The following is a 16,878-nucleotide window of genomic DNA, read 5'->3' as shown; positions in this document are numbered from 1 at the left end:
GGTCGGTGCAGTGGATTTGCGCTGCTTTTTTCGTCCTGACGCTGTCATTTTCGAAACGTTTCACCACTCCGCGGCAGCAATACGTACGGAATCTTATGATTTTGCGCAAGAATTGAAATGGAACAATCTTACGCTCCAGATATTGGCTTGACATGATCGAAACGTTTAGATTAGCGTTTGAGGCGTTAGGTGACGACGGAGGGAGGCCGTCCTTGTCATGCAGCACGGCAATTCCATCCCTGCGGAAGGCGCTACGGCGGACGGCTCGGCTATCGTGCTGAGGGCCGAGCACATCTCCAAATCCTTCGGCGGTATCGCGGCACTCGTCGATGTCGGCTTCGAGCTGCGGCGCGGCGAAGTCCATGCGCTGATGGGCGAGAACGGCGCCGGCAAGTCGACGCTGATGAAGATCCTGTCCGGCGTCTACACGGATTATAACGGAACGGTCAGTATCGATGGCCACCCGGTGCGCTTTACCGGCGTCCGCGAGGCCGAGCGCGCCGGCATCGCCATCATCCACCAGGAGCTGAACCTCGTCCCCGAACTCAGCGTCGCCGACAACATTTTTCTCGGCCGCGAGAAGCTGATCGCCGGACTGATCGTCGACCGCAAGACGAGCAGCCGCGCCGCCGGAACGCTCTTGGAAAGGCTCGGCATCGAGCTCGACCCGGATGCACGCGTCGGTGCCTTGCGCGTCGGCGAACAGCAACTGGTCGAGATCGCCAAGGCGCTGTCGATGTCGGCACGCATCCTGATCATGGACGAGCCGACCTCCGCCCTTTCGCCAGCCGAATGCCAGCGGCTGTTCCGCATCATCCGCCAGCTCGCCGACAGCGGCGTGGCGATCGTCTACATTTCGCACCGCATCGACGAGGTCATGCATCTGGCCAGCCGCGTCACCGTGTTTCGCGATGGACGCCACGTCCTGACGCGGGTGATGGACAAGCTCGACGAAGACGCCATAATTTCGGCGATGGTCGGGCGAAACCTGCTTGCTTCCTCCCAGGAGCACCGCATCCCCGGTGGCAACACCGTCCTGTCCGTAAGCGAGCTGTCGCTGTCGAAGCCCAATCGCCATGGTTGGCGCACCGTGCTCGACGGCGTCAGCTTCGATCTTGCCGCAGGAGAAATCCTCGGTATCGGCGGGCTGCTGGGCTCGGGCCGTACCGAAATCCTGGAAACCATCTTCGGGTCCAGCGGCGGACGCGCCGGCGGTGAGATCAGGCTCGATGGCGAGGCAGTAGAAATCCGTTCGCCGCGCGATGCGCGCCGGCTCGGCATCGCTCTGGTCACGGAAGACCGCAAGACGCAAGGCCTGCATCTCGAGGCCTCGATCACCGACAATGTCGCGCTGCCGCTGGTCGGCGCGCTGGCGCGGTTCGGCGTGCGCTCGCTGGCCGGTGAGCAAGGGCTGGCACGGGACGCCGTCAAGGCGCTCGGCATTCGCTGCGAGACCGTCGAGCAGCCGGCCGGCACGCTGTCCGGCGGCAACCAGCAGAAGGTCGTCATCGGCAAATGGCTGGCGACGAGGCCGCGGGTGCTGCTGCTCGACGAGCCGACACGCGGCATCGATGTCGGTGCCAAGCGGGAAATTTACGATCTCATCTTCAAGCTGGCGCGAGACGGGCTGGCGATCGCCGTCATCAGCTCGGAATTGCCGGAGCTGCTGCATCTTTCCGACCGTATCCTGGTCATGGCCGACGGCCGCCAGACGGGAATCCTGTCCCGCGCGCAAGCCAGCGAGGAGGCCATCATGCGGCTTGCGGCGCCGCGACGGACGATGACGAGGCCTGCCGCATGAGCATTTTGCATATCCTGTCCCGGACGAAGCTCTATTGGGGCCTGATCGCCATCTTCCTGATCGGCGTGCTCGGCTCGCCGATCAGCTCCAAGGGCAACAACATCTTCCTGTCCTACGGCAACCTGCTCGATGTGCTGCGCCAGGTGTCGACCACCGGGCTGATTGCCACTGGCATGACTGCGGTGATCATCACCGGCGGTATCGACCTTTCCGTCGGCTCGCTGATGGCTATCTGCACGGTCGTCTGTGCCATGCTGCTGACGGTCCCCGGCGTGACGCCGGCGGTGGTGCTGGGGGTGCCGACAGTTGCCCTGGCAGCCCTTTGCCTCGGCATCCTCGTCACTCGTTTCATCCTGCTGAACATCGAAAAATCCCGCGCCGGCGCGCAGGCCACGCACGACATCAGGTTGGACAGCGTTCGCGGGCTGGTGACACCCGGCATTGTCGGGGTGATCCTGTGCAGTCTGGTGCTGTGGTTCCTGCTGCCGCAGGTGGGCTCAAAATTCGGCGTGCTCGGCGTGCTGCTGGTGGCGCCTTGCGTCGGCCTGCTGTTCGGCGCGCTCAACGGCTTCATCATCGTCGCCGGGCGGCTGCAGCCCTTCATCGTGACGCTGGCGATGATGGTCACTGCGCTCGGCATCGCCCGGCTGACGGCCGGCCAGAACAATGCGGTGCTGCCGGTCTACACCGGCTCGAATGCCACCGCCGATTTCGAAATGCTGCGCTCGCTGGTATTCGGCGTGATCCCGATGCCGGGCCTGTTCTTCCTCGGCGCCATCCTGATCTACGGCGCCGTGCTGCGCTTCACCCCGTTCGGCCGCTATGTCTATGCGATCGGCGGCAATGAGGAGGCGGCGCGGCTGTCGGGCATCGCCGCAGGCCGCGTGAAGATCGCCACCTATGCCGTGTCAGGGCTGCTGGCCGGCATCGCGGCGGTGCTCTATGTCGCGCAGTACCGGCAAGGCAAGCCGGACGCCGGCGCCGGGCTGGAGCTCGACGCAATTGCCGCCGTGGTCATCGGCGGCACCAGCCTGATGGGCGGACGCGGCAGCCTCACCGGGACGTTCTGCGGCGTGCTGATCTTCGGGCTGCTCTCCAACATCCTGCAGCTGCACAACATCAATTCGAACCTTCAGCTGGTGCTGAAGGGGATGATCATCATCGGTACCGTGCTCGTACAGGAGCGCAGTGCCGGTGATCTTCTCTTCTATCTGCGACTGCCCGGCGGGCAAGCGCACAAGGAAACGGCCGCGGCAAAGCGGCCGTCGCAAGAGACCGCGTCTCTGAATATTGGAGGAAACAAGAAATGAAACGACGTGAATTGTTGAAGCTCGCCGGGCTGACAGCGGCACTCCTGACCACGACCGCCATGCTTGCCGGCGGCGCCCATGCGCAGGACAAGAAGTGGAAGATCGGCTTCTCGCAGGTGACGACCATCGAACCCTGGCGCGCCCAGTTCAACAAGGACATCCTGGCCGAAGCGGCCAAGCATCCGGAAGTCGAGCTGATCATCACCGACGGCGAGGACAAGACCGAGAAGCAGGTCGCCGATGTCGAAAACCTTATCCGTCAGGAGGTCGATGCGCTCTTGGTATCACCGAAAGAATCCGCCGGCCTGACCGGTGTCGTGCAGCAGGCGATCGATGCCAAGATCCCGGTCTTCGTGCTCGACCGCAACGTCGAAACCAACGACTACACGCAGTTCGTCGGCGGCGACAACAAGCTGATCGGCCGGGCTGCCGGTGAATATGCCGTCGAGCTGCTTGGCGGCAAGGGCAAGGCCGCCGGCAACGTCGTCGAGATCTGGGGCGGCATGGGCACCCAGCCGGCACACGACCGCCATGACGGCTTCCATGAATTCACCGACAAGGAGCCAGGCATAAAATACCTGCTCGACCAGCAGTCGGGCGACTGGAAGCAGGACCAGGCCTACAACATCATGGCGACCGCGTTGCGCAACAACGAGAAAATCGATCTTGTCTACGGCCACAATGATCCGATGGCCTATGGCGCCTATCTTGCCGCCAAGGACGTCGGACGTGAGAAGGACATCAAGTTCATCGGCATCGACGGCCTGCCCAATGAAGGCGTGCAGCTCGTCGCCAATGGCGAGCTGACGGCGACGTTCACTTATGTGACGCCGGGCGCCGAAGGGCTGCGGCAGGCGATCAAGTTCCTGAACGGGGAGAAGGTGGAAAAGACCATCACCCTGCCGACGCAGAAGATCACCAAGGAAAATGCCGCCCAGATCCTGAAGGACAACGGCCTCTGAGACGAGGCTTTCCTGCCGGGCGTTCAGCGCCCGGCAGGAACAACAACCAAACGCCGGCAGGCAGCAGATTAAGCCAGCTTGGCCAGCAGCTTCATGAAAATGGCCGCTTCCTTGGCGGAAAGCGGCGCCAGCGTTTCCTGCGTAATCTCACGGGCAAGCGGAATCAGCCGCTCGATCGCGTCGCGCCCCTCGGCGGTCAGATTGACCAGCAGGCGCCGTTTGTCGACTTCGTGTTTGCTAAGTTCGACAAAGCCACGCGCTTTCAGCCGGTCGATGACGCCCTTCACGGTCGCCGCATCCATGGCGATCAGGCTGCCAAGCTGGTTCTGCGAGGTCTCGCCGACGTCGCGCAATTTGGCCAAAGCGGCAAATTGCGGCGGCGTCAGATCGGCGATGTGTGCGGCGAAGATCGAGACATGGCGCTGATGCGCCTTGCGCAGGATGAAGCCGACCTGCTCCTGCAAGCGATAGTCGTTTTCGTCAGGCTCCTCGGCCTCGACCAGCTTGAGCCGATTGTCCTCGGCGCTCACCGCAGCCCGTCCCATGCCTTAATGTCCTTGGCCGCCAGCCCGCCCATGCGGTCGTGCACGCGCGGGCCGCAGGTCATGGCGAGGCAAAACAGGATCTCGTCGGGACGGGGGCCATCGCTGATGCCGATTTCCATGGCATCGAAATGGCTGCGCACATAGGCGGCGTTGATGTGGCCGAGCGGCACATCGAGCCGCGCGCCGAAGCCGCCGACCTTCTTTGCCGAGGGCACGATCGCCTTGGCGTCGCCGAGCCGTTCGCGCATGGCATAGCCGCCCGGCACATGCCACAGCGCGCCATGCTCCAGCTCGCCCGCCATGCCGACGATGGCGCCCTTGCCGTAACCGTCGATCTGTTTGACGTCGCCGCCCAATGCGGCAACAAGCCTGTCGGAGAGCAGCAGCCCGAGCGGCTTCAAATCCTCCATGGCGCTCTGCAGTTCCTCGACGTAATGGCCGGCGAACGGGTTCTTGACCACAGCCATGGCCGCCGCGCGGCGCCGCGGCACCTTCGCCACCGGCCCGCCTTCGTGAAAAATCTCTTCGGTCAGCACGGCGATCTTGCGGATCGGAAACTCAGGCATGAGCAATTTCCCTCTCTAAAACTTTATTGGCGAGCGCCATCGGACCTGCGATGCGCGCCTGACCGCCGAGGAAAAGTGCCGCGGCGGCAATCAGGCCGCGCCGCCGAAACTCCTCGGCAACGGCAAATCCGCCTTCCAGCGCAATAGCGATTTCAGCGGCGGAAAGCAGCCCCACGCCCTGCGTCACCAAACGGTCGCCGAGGTCGCTGTCAGGTGCGAGATCGCGCGCCCGTACGCGCCTAACGGCCGGATGACCGGGCAGGTCGGCGGCGTTGGCGATCAAGGTCGCGGCGGCATCGGCTTCAGCACCCGTTCGCGCCAGCACCGTGACCGCGTCGGCGATGCCCAGCGAAAAGGAGCGGCCGCGCCAGCCGCTTGTCGCGACACCGCGGATCCCGTCTTCGGGGCGGATCGTGAGACGATCTGCCAACCCATGACCTGTCCCGGCAATGGCAAGCGTCATCGACTGCCCGTGGCCGAGATAGATCGCGCTGTCGCCACCATTGTTGACATAGGCGCGCTCGAGCCGGCGGCCGGCAAGCAGCGCACCAAGCACTTCGTCGGCTACCGAGCCGGCGACGGCCGCCATCGGTGTGATGAATTGTTTCGCTAGCGGAACGACCGCCGCTTCCATGCGGCGCGCCGTCGGGCCGGCGAAAGCACGTGGCCGCGAGGCGGCCGGGCGCCGCAGTTCGGGCAACTCTTCGACCAGTTCGGGCAGGATTGTCTGGAAGCGCGCCACTGCCTGGCGATATGCGGCGCTGCATTCACTCGCCTCGCCGAATGCCTCGACGATCAGGTCGATCGGCCCATGATTGAGGTGAAGCCTCCGGCCGTCCTCGAGCCAATGCGCCTGCGGGCCGTTCATCGCCCGGTCCCGTTTGCGGCCGCGCGACGCAACTGCGCCAGCGGCGGCCAGGGATTGTCCCGGGGTGCGGCCGTGCCGCGGCGCGGATTGAGATATTCGCCGCCCTTGGCCAGGATATCGTCGACGCTGCGGATTTCGGCTTCGTAGCCGCCAAGCCTGACATAATCGTCGCGGCGCATGGTGAACTCGATCGGCGCCACCAGCGCCGGCGTCGGCACATAGCCGAAGGCGCCTTCCGGGACGCGGGTGACGTCGACCATCAGCGTGATGCCGCCGCCCGGCCAGACATAGACCGGCGCGCCGCCGACCGTCACGTAGGTCGTCAAGCCCTGCACCGAGCGGGTCAGATTGACCGGGTTCTCGGTGACGCCGGCGCGCAGCGAGCCGCCGGCGCCGCCGACGAAAAGCACGGTGCAGAGCGCCGGCTCGCAATTGTCCTCGATCAGTTCGACCGACTTCCGCAGCCGCTCCGGGAACGGTTTCTGGACCGGCTTCAATTCGTCGTCGAGCTCGTAATAAGCGAATTGCTCACCGGTGGTCGAGACCATCAGCAGCGACATGCCGGGGCGCGCACCCTTTTTGGCGTTCCATTCACCAAGGATCGACAGCGGGTCGGAAATGCTGGTGCCGCCCCAGCCGAGCCCGGGCTCCGACACCTTGAAATAACGGCCCGGCGTCGAACGGCGGCCGATGATCTTGATGCCGGTATCCTGCCAGCCAAGCACCTTGCCGGCCTGATGCTCGGAGACGACGCCGGTGATGTGGTCATCGACCACCACCACCTCGTCGACAAGGCCGCGCCATTGGGTCGCGAACATGCCTATGGTAGCCGAACCGCAGCCGACGCGCATGCGCTGCTCAAGCTTGCCGTCGATGACCGGCGGCTTGCCGGCTTCGACGATGACGGTGGCGCCGCCGTCGATGACGAGTTCAACCGGTTTGCGGTTGCACAGGGCGAGCATGGCGTCGCAGGTGGCGCGCCCTTCAGCCTTCGAGCCGCCGGTCAGATGATGTACGCCGCCCAGCGACAGCATCTGCGAGCCGTATTCGCCGGTCGTGACATGGCCGATCGCCTCGCCTTGAGCACGGACCGTAGCCGTTTCGGGGCCGATATGACGGTCGGTGTCGATCTTCACCTTGACGCCGCAATAGGAGAAGATGCCCTCGGTGACGACGGTGACCAGATCGACGCCCTCGACCTCCTGGCTGACGATGAAGGGCGCCGGCTTGTAATCGGGATAGGTGGTGCCGGCGCCGATGGCGGTGACGAAGCGGCGGCCGGTGTTGACCAGTTCGCCGTCCCATGCCTCGCCTCCTTCGGCAAAGGGTACGATTGCGGCGCCGGTCTCGGCCGCGTGGTCGAGGATGGTCAGTGGATCCATCCGCACGATCCTGCCGCCAACATTGCCGTAGCGATCGCAGGCGCCGGTGCGGCCATCGGCGATGTAGCACATGACCGGACAGGCATCGCAGCGGATCTTCTCGGCCACCAGCTTCTCGCCGGGATCGTGTGTCTCGAAGCGTTCGGCAAGCTCGCTCATCGGCGCGCCTCCTTGTCGAGGATGGCGGCGCGGATGCGGGTCGGCGTCGCCGGAATTTTGGTGACCAGCACACCGGTGGCGTGGCGGATGGCGTTGAGGATCGCCGGCGCCGTCGGGATCAGCACATGCTCGCCCAAACCCTTGGCGCCGAAGGGTCCTTCCGGATCCGGAACTTCTATCAGGATGGTCTCGATCGGTGGCACGTCGCCGATCGTCGGGATCAGATAATCGTGCAGGTTTTCGGTGCGCCCGGGGATGAATTCCTCCATCAGCGCCATGCCGATGCCCTGGGCGATGCCACCCTCGATCTGGCCCTCTGCCAGTAAAGGGTTGATGGCCTTGCCGACATCGTGAGCGGCGGTGATTTTTATAAGCTTCACGGTGCCGAGCCTGAGGTCGACCTCGAGTTCGGCGATCTGGGCGCCATAGCCATAGACGGCATAAGGCTTGCCCTGGCCCTTGGCATCGAGCGGCAGCGTCGGCGGGTCGTAGCTTTCCTCGGCGCGAAAGACAAAGCCTTCGGGGTCTGCCTTCAGCGAGGAAAGATCGACGCGGCGGGTCGCTTCGCCTTCCCTGATGCTCAGGCTTGTGCCGTCCAGCGCAATCGCCGCCTTTTCCGAGACATTGGCGAAACGCAAGATCTCCTCGCGCAAGGCGCGGCCGGCCTTTTCGGCGGCCTTGCCGGTGACGAAGGTCTGGCGCGAGGCCGAGGTCTTGCCGGCGTCGGGGGTGATCGCCGTGTCGGCGCCTTTCAGCATGAATTTTTCGAGCGGAAGACCCAACGCATCGGCGCAGATCTGCGCGATGACGGTGTTCGAGCCTTGCCCGATATCGACCGCACCCTGATGCAGGACGACTTCGCCCGATGCCGAGATGCCGACCTTGATGGTCGACGGATTGGGCAGCGAGGTGTTGCCGCAGCCGTACCAGCAAGAGGCGACGCCGACGCCGCGTTTTTTTTCGCTGCTGCTACGGGCGTTGAACGCGTCGGCGTCAGTTAGGGCACGCCGCCAATGTGAGCGGAGGGCCTCCAGGCAGTCGGCGATGCCGACGCCCGACTCGAGCCGCTGGCCGGTGACTGTTTCGGATCCGTTCCGAAGGCAGTTCTTCAGGCGAAAGTCGAGCCGATCCATGCCGAGCTTGTCGGCTAGCTCGTCATAGAGGGTCTCCTGCATGATCGTCGCCTGCGGTACGCCGAAACCGCGAAAGGCGCCGGCAATCGGGCCGTTGGTGTGGATGGCGCGGCCTTCGGCGCGATAGTTCGGCGTCGCATAGGGGCCGGAGGCGTGCACCGGCACGCGGTTGGCGACCGTCGGCCCCCAGCTGGCATAGGCGCCGGTGTTGAAATCGCCGGCGAAGATCATGCCGGTGACACGGCCGTCGGCATCGGCGCCGATGCTCGCTCTCATCTGAGCGGGATGGCGCTTGGTGGTCGAGATCATCGATTCGGTGCGGCTGTAGGCGAGCGCCGCCGGCCGGCCGGTTTTCATGGCGACGAGGCCGATGAGCGGTTGCAGCGAGACGTCGAGCTTGGAGCCGAAGCCGCCGCCGGTGGCGGTCGGCACGATGCGCACCTGTTCCGGGGCAAGGCCGAGCACTTTTGCCGTGTCGTCGCGGTCCATATAGGGCGCCTGCGTGCAGGCGACGACGACCAGCGTGTCGCCGTCCATGAAGGCATAGCCGGCTTCCGGTTCGATATAGGCGTGCTCGACATAGGAGGTGTCGATGGCGCCGGAAACGACGAAAGTCGCACCGGCAAGCGCGGCTTCCGGGTCGCCACGCTCGACGAAGCCGGAGGTGAGCAGGTTCGAGGGCCGGTTTTCATGGACCAGTTGCGCACCGCCGGCCTGCGCTTCGCCAGTTTCCAGAAAATGCGGCAACTCGGTCCAACTGACAGGAAAATCGGCAAGGTCGAGATCGAGGATAGCCTCGCGTTCGCCGGCAACCAGCGCCACCGCCTCACCGCGAAAGCGCGAAACCCCGTCGGCCAGCGCCGGCTGGTCGGCGAAGGGCGCGATGACGCCGAAACAATTTTTTCCCGGAATGTCGGCGGCGGTGAAGACGCCGGCAATGCCAGGACGGGATTTCACCCAGCTGCCGAGATCGCCAAAAGTGAAAGCGGCATGATAATGCGGCGAGCGGACCACCAGCACCAACAATGCGTCGGCCGGGAATGAATCACCGCCGAATTTTTCGCCGCCAGTGACTTTCGGAAGGCCATCGAGGCGGATCGGGGAGGAGCCGACGGCATGGCCAGAGGATGGCATGCGCTGATCGAGACCATCGGCGTGGCGCCAAGCATCCATCACCGCGGTGACGATCTTGCGGTAGCCGGTACAGCGGCAGAGCACGCCGCCCAGTGCATCCTGCGTTTCGGCCTCGCTCGGGCAAGGCGTCCTGTCCAGGAGTGCCGTTGCCGCGACCAGCAGGCCGGGCGTGCAGGCGCCGCATTGCGCTGCGCCATGGCTGAGGAACGAAGCCTGCAGCGCCGACAACCGGCCATTGGCGAGGCCTTCGACTGTCGTCACCACGGTGCCGGAGGCGGAAGCCGCGGGCATCAGGCAGGCGCAGACCGGCTCGCCGTCGACCAGCACCGTGCAGGCGCCGCAATCGCCGGCATCACAGCCGATCTTGGTGCCGGTCAGCCGCAACTCGTCGCGCAGCACCGCGGACAGCCGCCGCACCGGCGGCACACAAACGCTGACGGCGGCGCCGTTGACTTCGAAGGCGATGTCGGCGCGCTCCATGCCCATCAGGCCGCCGCCCTTTCGTCGGGAACAGCGCCCATCGCACCAAGCACGGCGCGGGCGACGATCTCGCGCGCAGCGTCCAGTCGATATTCGGCGCTGCCGCGCACGTCGCCGATCGGCGACAGCTCGTCCATCGGTGCGGATTGGATCGCAGTGGCCAGCGCGTGGCCGACGGGCCGGCCGCGTAGCGCCGCCTCGACACCCGCCAGGCGCCTGGCGACAACCGAGCAGGAACCGACGGCGACGGCCGCGTTCCTGACCATACCATCTTCGACGGCCAGGCGTGCGGCGGCCATGGCGATGGAGATGACGAGATAACGCCGCGCGCCGAGTTTCACGAAGGCGGAGCTGCCGGCGGTCGCGGGTTTGGGAATGCGGATTGCCGTGACCATTTCGCCGGGCTGCAGTGCGGTGCGACGGTTGCCGAGGATGAATTCTGCAAGGGGCAGATGCCGGGTCGCCACAGCGGAACGCAGTTCGACTTCGGCATCGAGCACCAGCAGCGCCGGCACGCCGTCGGCGGCCGGCGAGGCGTTGCAGAGATTGCCGGCAATCGAGGCAACGTTCTGGATCTGCACCGAGCCGACTTCCCGCGCCGCCTGCTTCAGCGCGTCGAAAGCCGCCGGCAGAGGATGGCGGACGAGATCGGTCCAGGTGGTGCGCGCGCCGACGAGCCAATGGTTTTCGGCTTCGGCAATGCCGCGCAATGCCACCAGGCCATTGATATCGAGGACATTGTCGCGGAAAGGCTTGCTGCCCTGTGCCGGATAGAAGTCGGTGCCGCCGGCGAGGATGCGCCATTGCCCTTCGCCCAGCAAAGCGAGGGCGTCGTCGACCGTGGTGGGTTTTGCGTAACGGATCACGCTTTGCCTTCCCAGAATGGGCTTCCCGAGAGGGGATCCTGCCGAAAGATTTTCCCGAGCATTCAAGGCAGGAAATTCATTCGTATGCAAATGATATCAAGCCGGCAGGAATTGTCAAAGCCAGAGTTTGCACGGCTGTTGGCACCGGTGCACCCGGAACGCATTTGTTATGCCATGAGAGGTTGACGCAGCCGGCCATCTGGTCAAGTTTCTGCGTCCGGTCGCGTTTTCATTGGAGCCTAAGCTCAAGACCAAGAAAATAAGGAGGCTCCATGGCCGACGAAGCGCTTGTCGTTATCGACCTGCAGAACGATTTCTGCCCGGGTGGCGCCCTTGAAGTGGCCGGTGGCGACGAAATCGTGCCGTTGGTCAATGACCTGATCCGGCGGACCGAGCACGTCCTGCTGACGCAGGACTGGCACCCTGCCGGCCATTCGAGCTTTGCCTCCAGCCACCCCGGCAAGCACCCGTTCGAAACGATCGACGTGCCTTATGGCCACCAGACGCTGTGGCCGGATCACTGCATCCAGGGCAGCCTGGGATCGGATTTCCATTCGGGCCTCGCCTGGAGCAAGGCCGAGTTGGTGATCCGCAAGGGGTTCCGTCCTGCGATCGACAGCTATTCCGCATTCTTCGAGAACGACCGGACGACGCCGACCGGCCTTGCCGGCTATCTCCGGGATCGGAACATCGAGACGCTGACCCTGGTCGGCCTGGCGACGGATTTCTGCGTCGCCTTTTCGGCGCTCGACGCGGTCAAGCTCGGTTTTGAGACGTCCGTGCGGCTCGACGCCTGCCGCGGCATCGATCTCAACGGCTCCGTGGAGAGGATGCTGGGCCGGATGCGCGATGCCGGCGTGACACTGATTTGAACGTCATCCAGCCGAACCTGACAGACTTTTGAGGGGCTTCATGCGGTTTGCGGCGTTGACGGCAAGTGCTGCACTTATTGCAGCAATCTTTTCTCCGAGAGCGGTTCTCGCGGCCGAAGCGCACGAATTGCCGGGCGCCGCCATGTCGCTTTGGTGGGTGCTGCCGTTTGCCGGGCTATTGCTTTGCATCGCGACCGGCCCGCTGCTGTTCCATCATGCTTGGGAGCACCATTACGGCAAGATCGCTGCCTTCTGGGCAGCGTTGGTGATCGGGCCGCTGGCCATCGCCTTCGGCATCCCGTCCGCCACGCAGGCGGTGCTGCATGCGCTGCTCACCGAATACATGTCGTTCATCATCCTGCTGTTTGCGCTGTTCACCATTTCGGGCGGTATCTTCGTTGCCGGCAACATACACGGCACGCCGCTGGTCAATGCCGGGCTGTTGCTGGGAGGGGCGCTGCTTGCCTCGATCATTGGCACAACCGGCGCCTCGATGATCCTGATCCGGCCGCTCATCCGCGCCAACGACAACCGGCGCTTCAACGCCCATGTCGTCATCTTTTTCATCTTCCTGGTGTCCAACATCGGCGGGTCGCTAACGCCGCTGGGCGATCCGCCGCTGTTCGTCGGCTTTCTGCGCGGCGTCGATTTCTTCTGGACGACAGTTCACCTGCTGCCCGAGACGCTGTTCGTCGCCGGCGTGGTGCTGGCTGTTTTCCTGGCGATCGACATCATCATGCATCGCCGGGAGGAAGGCGCGCCGAAGATCAAGGATCCGACGCCCGACAGCAAGGTGCGCATTCGCGGCCTGGCCAACATCCCGCTGCTGGCCGGCGTAATCGCCGCGATCCTGATTTCCGCTGCCTGGAAGCCGGGAGTGAGTTTCTCTTTTCAGGGCGTCAGCCTCGAGCTGCAGAATCTGGTGCGCGACGCCGCCATCCTGATACTGGCCTTCACCTCGCTTGTCGTCTCGCCGAAGGAGTTTCGCGGCGCAAACGCCTTCAGCTGGGGGCCGATTGCCGAGGTGGCGAAGCTGTTCGCCAGCATCTTCATCTGCATCGTGCCGGTCGTCGCCATATTGCGGGCCGGCCTCGACGGCGCGCTGGCGCCGTTGGTGCTGCTGGTCAGTTCGCCGACCGGCGCGCCGGACAACCTCGCGTATTTCTGGCTGACCGGAGCGCTGTCGTCCTTCCTCGACAATGCACCGACCTATCTGGTGTTCTTCGAACTGGCCGGCGGCGATGCGCAGCATCTGATGACCGAGCTCGCCTCGACGCTGGCGGCGATCTCGGCCGGCGCGGTGTTCATGGGCGCCAACACCTATGTCGGCAACGCGCCGAATTTCATGGTCTATGCCATTGCCAGGCATCGCGGCATCAAGATGCCGAGCTTCTTTGGCTACATGGCGTGGTCGGGCGCCGTGCTGATCCCGACTTTCCTGCTCGCCGGTTTGCTGTTCTTTGCCTGATCAGCCGACGCCGACATAGCGGCGGACCGCCGAGGGATCGGCACGCAGCTCCTCAACGTCGACCGTCTCGCGGTTGCGGCCGTTTTCGATGAAACAAACGCGGTCTGCGACCGAGAGCACGGCATCGACGCGCTGCTCGACAAGAATTGTCGACACGCCAAGCGCACGCAGCTTCGACACCGTTTCGCGGATCTTGGCGATCATCGACGGCATCAGCCCTTCGGTCGGCTCGTCGAGCAGGAGCACCTGCGGTTCCAGACACAGGGCGCGGGCCATGGCCAGCATCTGCTGCTCGCCGCCGGACAGCGTGCCGGAACGCTGCCTGAGGCGCTGGCGCAGCAGCGGGAAAAGATCGAGCACGTTTTCGCGCGTCGCCTTACCCTTGTTGCGGGCTATCAGGCCGATCTCGATGTTTTCCGCCACCGTCATCTCGGCGAACAGCCGCCGGCCCTGCGGCACGTAGGCGACTCCGGCCTTGGGCACCTCGTGCGCCGGCAAGCCGGTCAATTCCCGCCCTTCGAGCCTGATCGAGCCGGAGCTTACCGGCACCAGGCCCATGATTGCCTTCAGCGTCGTCGTCTTGCCGGCGCCGTTGCGGCCGAACAGGCAAAGCACCTCGCCCTCGTTCAGAACCAGATCCAGCCCATAGAGCACCTGGACCTCGCCATAGAAGCAGTCGACCCCGGAGATCGTCAGTGCCTTGGACTGGGCCTCAGCCATGGGTCGTCCCCAGATAGGCGTCCTGCACCGCGGCATTGGCGCGGATCTGCTCGGGCGTGCCTTCAGCCAAAATCCTGCCGGCGTTGAAGACGGTGATGCGGTCGGCGAGCCGCATGACCACCGGCATGTTGTGCTCGATCAAAAGCACGGTGGCGCTATCGGCGATCTCGCGCACCAGCTCGATGAAATTATCGATCTCGCTGTCGGCCAGCCCTTGCGTCGGTTCGTCGAGGATCAGCAGCCGCGGCTTCAGGGCCAGTCCCATCGCCACTTCCAGCAACCGCTGGTGACCGTAGGACAGCTGCCCGGCCGGCATGTCGGCGCGGTCGGCAAGGCCGGTACGCTCGAGCGCGGCCATGACGCCGGTGTGCACAGCACCCTTCGAGCGGCCGTCGGTCAGCGTGCGCTGCACCGGCAGGGCAACATTGTCGTAGGCGCTGAGATTGGCAAAGACGCTGGTGATCTGGAACGTATAGGCGATGCCGAGGCGAACCCTGGCGTAGGCAGGCAGGCTGGTGATATCGGCGCCGTCAAAGATGATCGTGCCCGACGAGGGCTGGATGCGGCCGCTGACCAGGCTGACGAAGGTGGTCTTGCCGGCGCCGTTGGGGCCGATGATGGCGCGAATCTCGCCCGGTATCAGCGCGAAGTCGACTCCGTCGACGGCACGCAAGCCGCCGAAACTGCGCGACAGGCCTTTGGTGGTGAGCAGCGGCATCATGGCAACCACCCGAGCCAGCGCTGGCGGATGCTGCCGAGAATGCCTCTCGGGAAGAACAGCACCAGCAGGATGAGCGCTATGCCGACGATCAGCAGATAGGCCGAGGTGTAGCCGCTGGCGACGTCGATGACATAATACATGAACAGCGTGCCGATCAGCGGACCGAGCGTGGTGGCGGCGCCGCCTAGCAGCACCCAGAGCAGCGGCAGGATGGAATATTGCACCGAAGCGAAGCTCGAGCCGACATAGCCGAACAGCAGCGCATAGGCGGCGCCGGAAGCCGCGCAGATGCTGCCTGAGATGACGACGGCGGCGAGCTTGCTGGAGAACGTGTCATAGCCGAGCATCTTGGTCCGCTCCTCGTTCTCGCGGATGGCGACCAGCACGCGACCGTAGCCGGAGCGGACTATCGCCAGGCTTATGAGCAGCACGATCGAGAACAGTGCCAGCGCGCTCATATAGCGCACGGTCGGGTTGGTGAGGTCGAGCGACGTGCTGCCCAGGACAAGGACACGCATCGGCTGCGGCACGACCATGCCCTGGTCGCCACCGGTCCAGGCAGCGAAATAGAGGATGACCAGATAGAATACCTGCGCGAACATCATGGTGACGATCATGAAGGCGACGCCGGAGGTGCGCAGCGCCAGCAGCCCGATCACCAGCGCGAGAAGCGCGCCGCAGGCAAGCCCGGCTGCGAAGGCGGCCGGCACGCTCCAGCCGAGATGGATGACGGCAAGGCCGGCGCCATAGAGCCCGGCTGAAAAGAACATGGCATGGCCGAGGCTGAGCAGCCCGACATAGCCGAACAGCAGATTGTAGCCCATGGCGAAGACCGCCAGCACCATGATGCGGGCGAGCAGGCCGTGATGGTATTCCGGCAGGACGAAGCTAAGCCCGAAAAGCAGGGCGATGACGCCGAGGTGCAGCGCATATGGCTTTGCCGGCGAAGCATCCTTCATCGCGATGTCGTCCCGAACAGGCCTTGCGGCCGGAACACCAGCACCATGGCGACGAGCAAGGTGGCGATGATCTTGGCCAGCGTCGGTGAGAAGAACACCGAGATGATGCCGTCGGAAAGGCCGATCAGCACCGCGGCGACGACCGTGCCGCGCAGCGAGCCGAGGCCGCCGATGATGACGACGATGAACGACAGCAACAGCGGGTCCTGCCCCATCAGATAGTGAGCCTGGCTGATCGGCACGATCAGCACCGCGGCGACAGCAGCCAGCATGGCGCCGAGCGCGAAAACACCGGCATAGACTCTGGTCACCGGGATGCCGAAGGCCTGCGCCGTCTCGCTGTCATATTGCGTGGCGCGCATGACGAGGCCGATTTTCGTGCGCGTCAGCACCAGCCAGGTCGCGACCAGCAGCAGCGCCGACGCGGCGATGATCGACAGCTTGTACCCGGAATAACCGAACCACGGCAGGAGGATGCGGTAGCTGAACGGCGGCTCCACCGGCCGCGCCTCCGGGCCGTAGAAGGTCAGCGCCAGTTGCTGGATGATGTAGAGCATGCCGATGGTGGCGACGATGGTGGCTTCCGGATTGTAGTTGAGCCGGCGCAGCACCAGCCGTTCGGCGAGCAGCGCGATCAGGCCGACGATCAGCGGCGCCAGCACCAGGGCGGCCAGGAAGCCGAGAGCCGGATGGCCAGATATCGCCGTTGAGATCGCCCAGGCAAGCACCGCGCCCAGCATGAAGAACTCGCCATGCGCGACATTGACGACGCGCATGACGCCGAACACCAGCGACAGCCCAAGCGCCGTCAGCGCCAGCACGGCGGAGGTGACGAGGCCTTCGAGAGCGGCGAGGAGCAGGTGAGGTCCGAAGTGCATCGGCTAAGCACCGGCGGATGCGCGAAGCACCCCCCTCTGGCCTGCCCTCTTTGC

At 64.6% G+C, this 16,878-nt stretch carries 15 protein-coding genes; 5 read left to right on the top strand and 10 right to left on the bottom strand.

The features are described 5' to 3' along the window. The first annotated feature begins 217 nt into the window (after window positions 1-217). Genes NKI24_RS29180 through NKI24_RS29170 form a run of 3 tightly spaced genes read left to right on the top strand, consistent with a single transcriptional unit; the run spans window position 218 to window position 4,073 of the window. Entirely contained in the window at window positions 218-1,801 is a 1,584-nt protein-coding gene (locus NKI24_RS29180) for a sugar ABC transporter ATP-binding protein (protein WP_352449455.1), read from the top strand. Further along, a complete protein-coding gene (locus NKI24_RS29175; RefSeq protein ID WP_023676963.1) occupies window positions 1,798-3,111 on the top strand; it encodes an ABC transporter permease in 1,314 nt (437 codons plus the stop codon). Before NKI24_RS29180 ends, NKI24_RS29175 begins: the two co-directional genes overlap by 4 nt. Beyond that, complete coding sequence (locus tag NKI24_RS29170; RefSeq protein WP_254815861.1) at window positions 3,108-4,073, top strand: substrate-binding domain-containing protein; 966 nt, start codon at window positions 3,108-3,110, stop codon at window positions 4,071-4,073. The genes NKI24_RS29175 and NKI24_RS29170 overlap by 4 nt, the downstream gene beginning before the upstream one ends. Window positions 4,074-4,141: 68 nt before the next feature. On the opposite strand, the gene NKI24_RS29165 is transcribed toward NKI24_RS29170, so the two are convergent. From NKI24_RS29165 to NKI24_RS29140, 6 genes are read right to left on the bottom strand one after another with little or no spacing between them, the layout of a single operon-like run. After that, a complete protein-coding gene (locus tag NKI24_RS29165) occupies window positions 4,142-4,603 on the bottom strand; it encodes a MarR family winged helix-turn-helix transcriptional regulator (protein WP_352472397.1) in 462 nt (153 codons plus the stop codon). Beyond that, the gene (locus NKI24_RS29160; RefSeq protein ID WP_352750082.1) at window positions 4,600-5,184 is read right to left on the bottom strand and encodes an amino acid synthesis family protein; all 585 of its coding nucleotides are present in this window, start codon (window positions 5,182-5,184) and stop codon (window positions 4,600-4,602) included. Before NKI24_RS29160 ends, NKI24_RS29165 begins: the two co-directional genes overlap by 4 nt. After that, complete coding sequence (locus NKI24_RS29155; protein WP_352750081.1) at window positions 5,177-6,052, bottom strand: UPF0280 family protein; 876 nt, start codon at window positions 6,050-6,052, stop codon at window positions 5,177-5,179. The genes NKI24_RS29160 and NKI24_RS29155 overlap by 8 nt, the downstream gene beginning before the upstream one ends. Beyond that, entirely contained in the window at window positions 6,049-7,593 is a 1,545-nt protein-coding gene (locus NKI24_RS29150) for a 6-hydroxynicotinate reductase (RefSeq protein ID WP_352750080.1), read from the bottom strand. Before NKI24_RS29150 ends, NKI24_RS29155 begins: the two co-directional genes overlap by 4 nt. Beyond that, complete coding sequence (locus tag NKI24_RS29145; RefSeq protein ID WP_352750079.1) at window positions 7,590-10,346, bottom strand: molybdopterin-dependent oxidoreductase; 2,757 nt, start codon at window positions 10,344-10,346, stop codon at window positions 7,590-7,592. The genes NKI24_RS29150 and NKI24_RS29145 overlap by 4 nt, the downstream gene beginning before the upstream one ends. Continuing rightward, a complete protein-coding gene (locus tag NKI24_RS29140) occupies window positions 10,346-11,206 on the bottom strand; it encodes an FAD binding domain-containing protein (RefSeq protein WP_352539932.1) in 861 nt (286 codons plus the stop codon). Before NKI24_RS29140 ends, NKI24_RS29145 begins: the two co-directional genes overlap by 1 nt. A gap of 272 nt (window positions 11,207-11,478) precedes the next feature. Between NKI24_RS29140 and pncA the strand changes: the two genes are divergently transcribed. Both pncA and NKI24_RS29130 read left to right on the top strand, forming a co-directional pair. Then, on the top strand, window positions 11,479-12,078 hold the full coding sequence (gene pncA, locus NKI24_RS29135; protein ID WP_023676971.1) for a bifunctional nicotinamidase/pyrazinamidase: 600 nt from the start codon (window positions 11,479-11,481) through the stop codon (window positions 12,076-12,078). A gap of 40 nt (window positions 12,079-12,118) precedes the next feature. Next, window positions 12,119-13,546, top strand: a complete 1,428-nt coding sequence (locus NKI24_RS29130; RefSeq protein WP_352750078.1) for a sodium:proton antiporter — start codon at window positions 12,119-12,121, stop codon at window positions 13,544-13,546. Here NKI24_RS29130 and NKI24_RS29125 read toward each other — a convergent pair whose 3' ends face one another. From NKI24_RS29125 to NKI24_RS29110, 4 genes are read right to left on the bottom strand one after another with little or no spacing between them, the layout of a single operon-like run. Next, entirely contained in the window at window positions 13,547-14,266 is a 720-nt protein-coding gene (locus tag NKI24_RS29125) for an ABC transporter ATP-binding protein (RefSeq protein ID WP_352750077.1), read from the bottom strand. Beyond that, a complete protein-coding gene (locus NKI24_RS29120; protein WP_352750076.1) occupies window positions 14,259-14,987 on the bottom strand; it encodes an ABC transporter ATP-binding protein in 729 nt (242 codons plus the stop codon). The genes NKI24_RS29125 and NKI24_RS29120 overlap by 8 nt, the downstream gene beginning before the upstream one ends. Then, window positions 14,984-15,946: a branched-chain amino acid ABC transporter permease gene (locus tag NKI24_RS29115; RefSeq protein WP_352449465.1), complete on the bottom strand. Its 963-nt coding sequence runs from the start codon at window positions 15,944-15,946 to the stop codon at window positions 14,984-14,986. The genes NKI24_RS29120 and NKI24_RS29115 overlap by 4 nt, the downstream gene beginning before the upstream one ends. Next, window positions 15,943-16,824: a branched-chain amino acid ABC transporter permease gene (locus NKI24_RS29110; protein WP_352455934.1), complete on the bottom strand. Its 882-nt coding sequence runs from the start codon at window positions 16,822-16,824 to the stop codon at window positions 15,943-15,945. The genes NKI24_RS29115 and NKI24_RS29110 overlap by 4 nt, the downstream gene beginning before the upstream one ends. Window positions 16,825-16,878: the final 54 nt, after the last annotated feature.

The sequence above is a fragment of the Mesorhizobium sp. M0701 genome (assembly GCF_040320365.1).
Classification (GTDB): domain Bacteria; phylum Pseudomonadota; class Alphaproteobacteria; order Rhizobiales; family Rhizobiaceae; genus Mesorhizobium.
The sequence above is the reverse complement of the archived record's forward strand: the minus strand, read 5'-3'. Positions and strand labels throughout refer to the sequence as shown.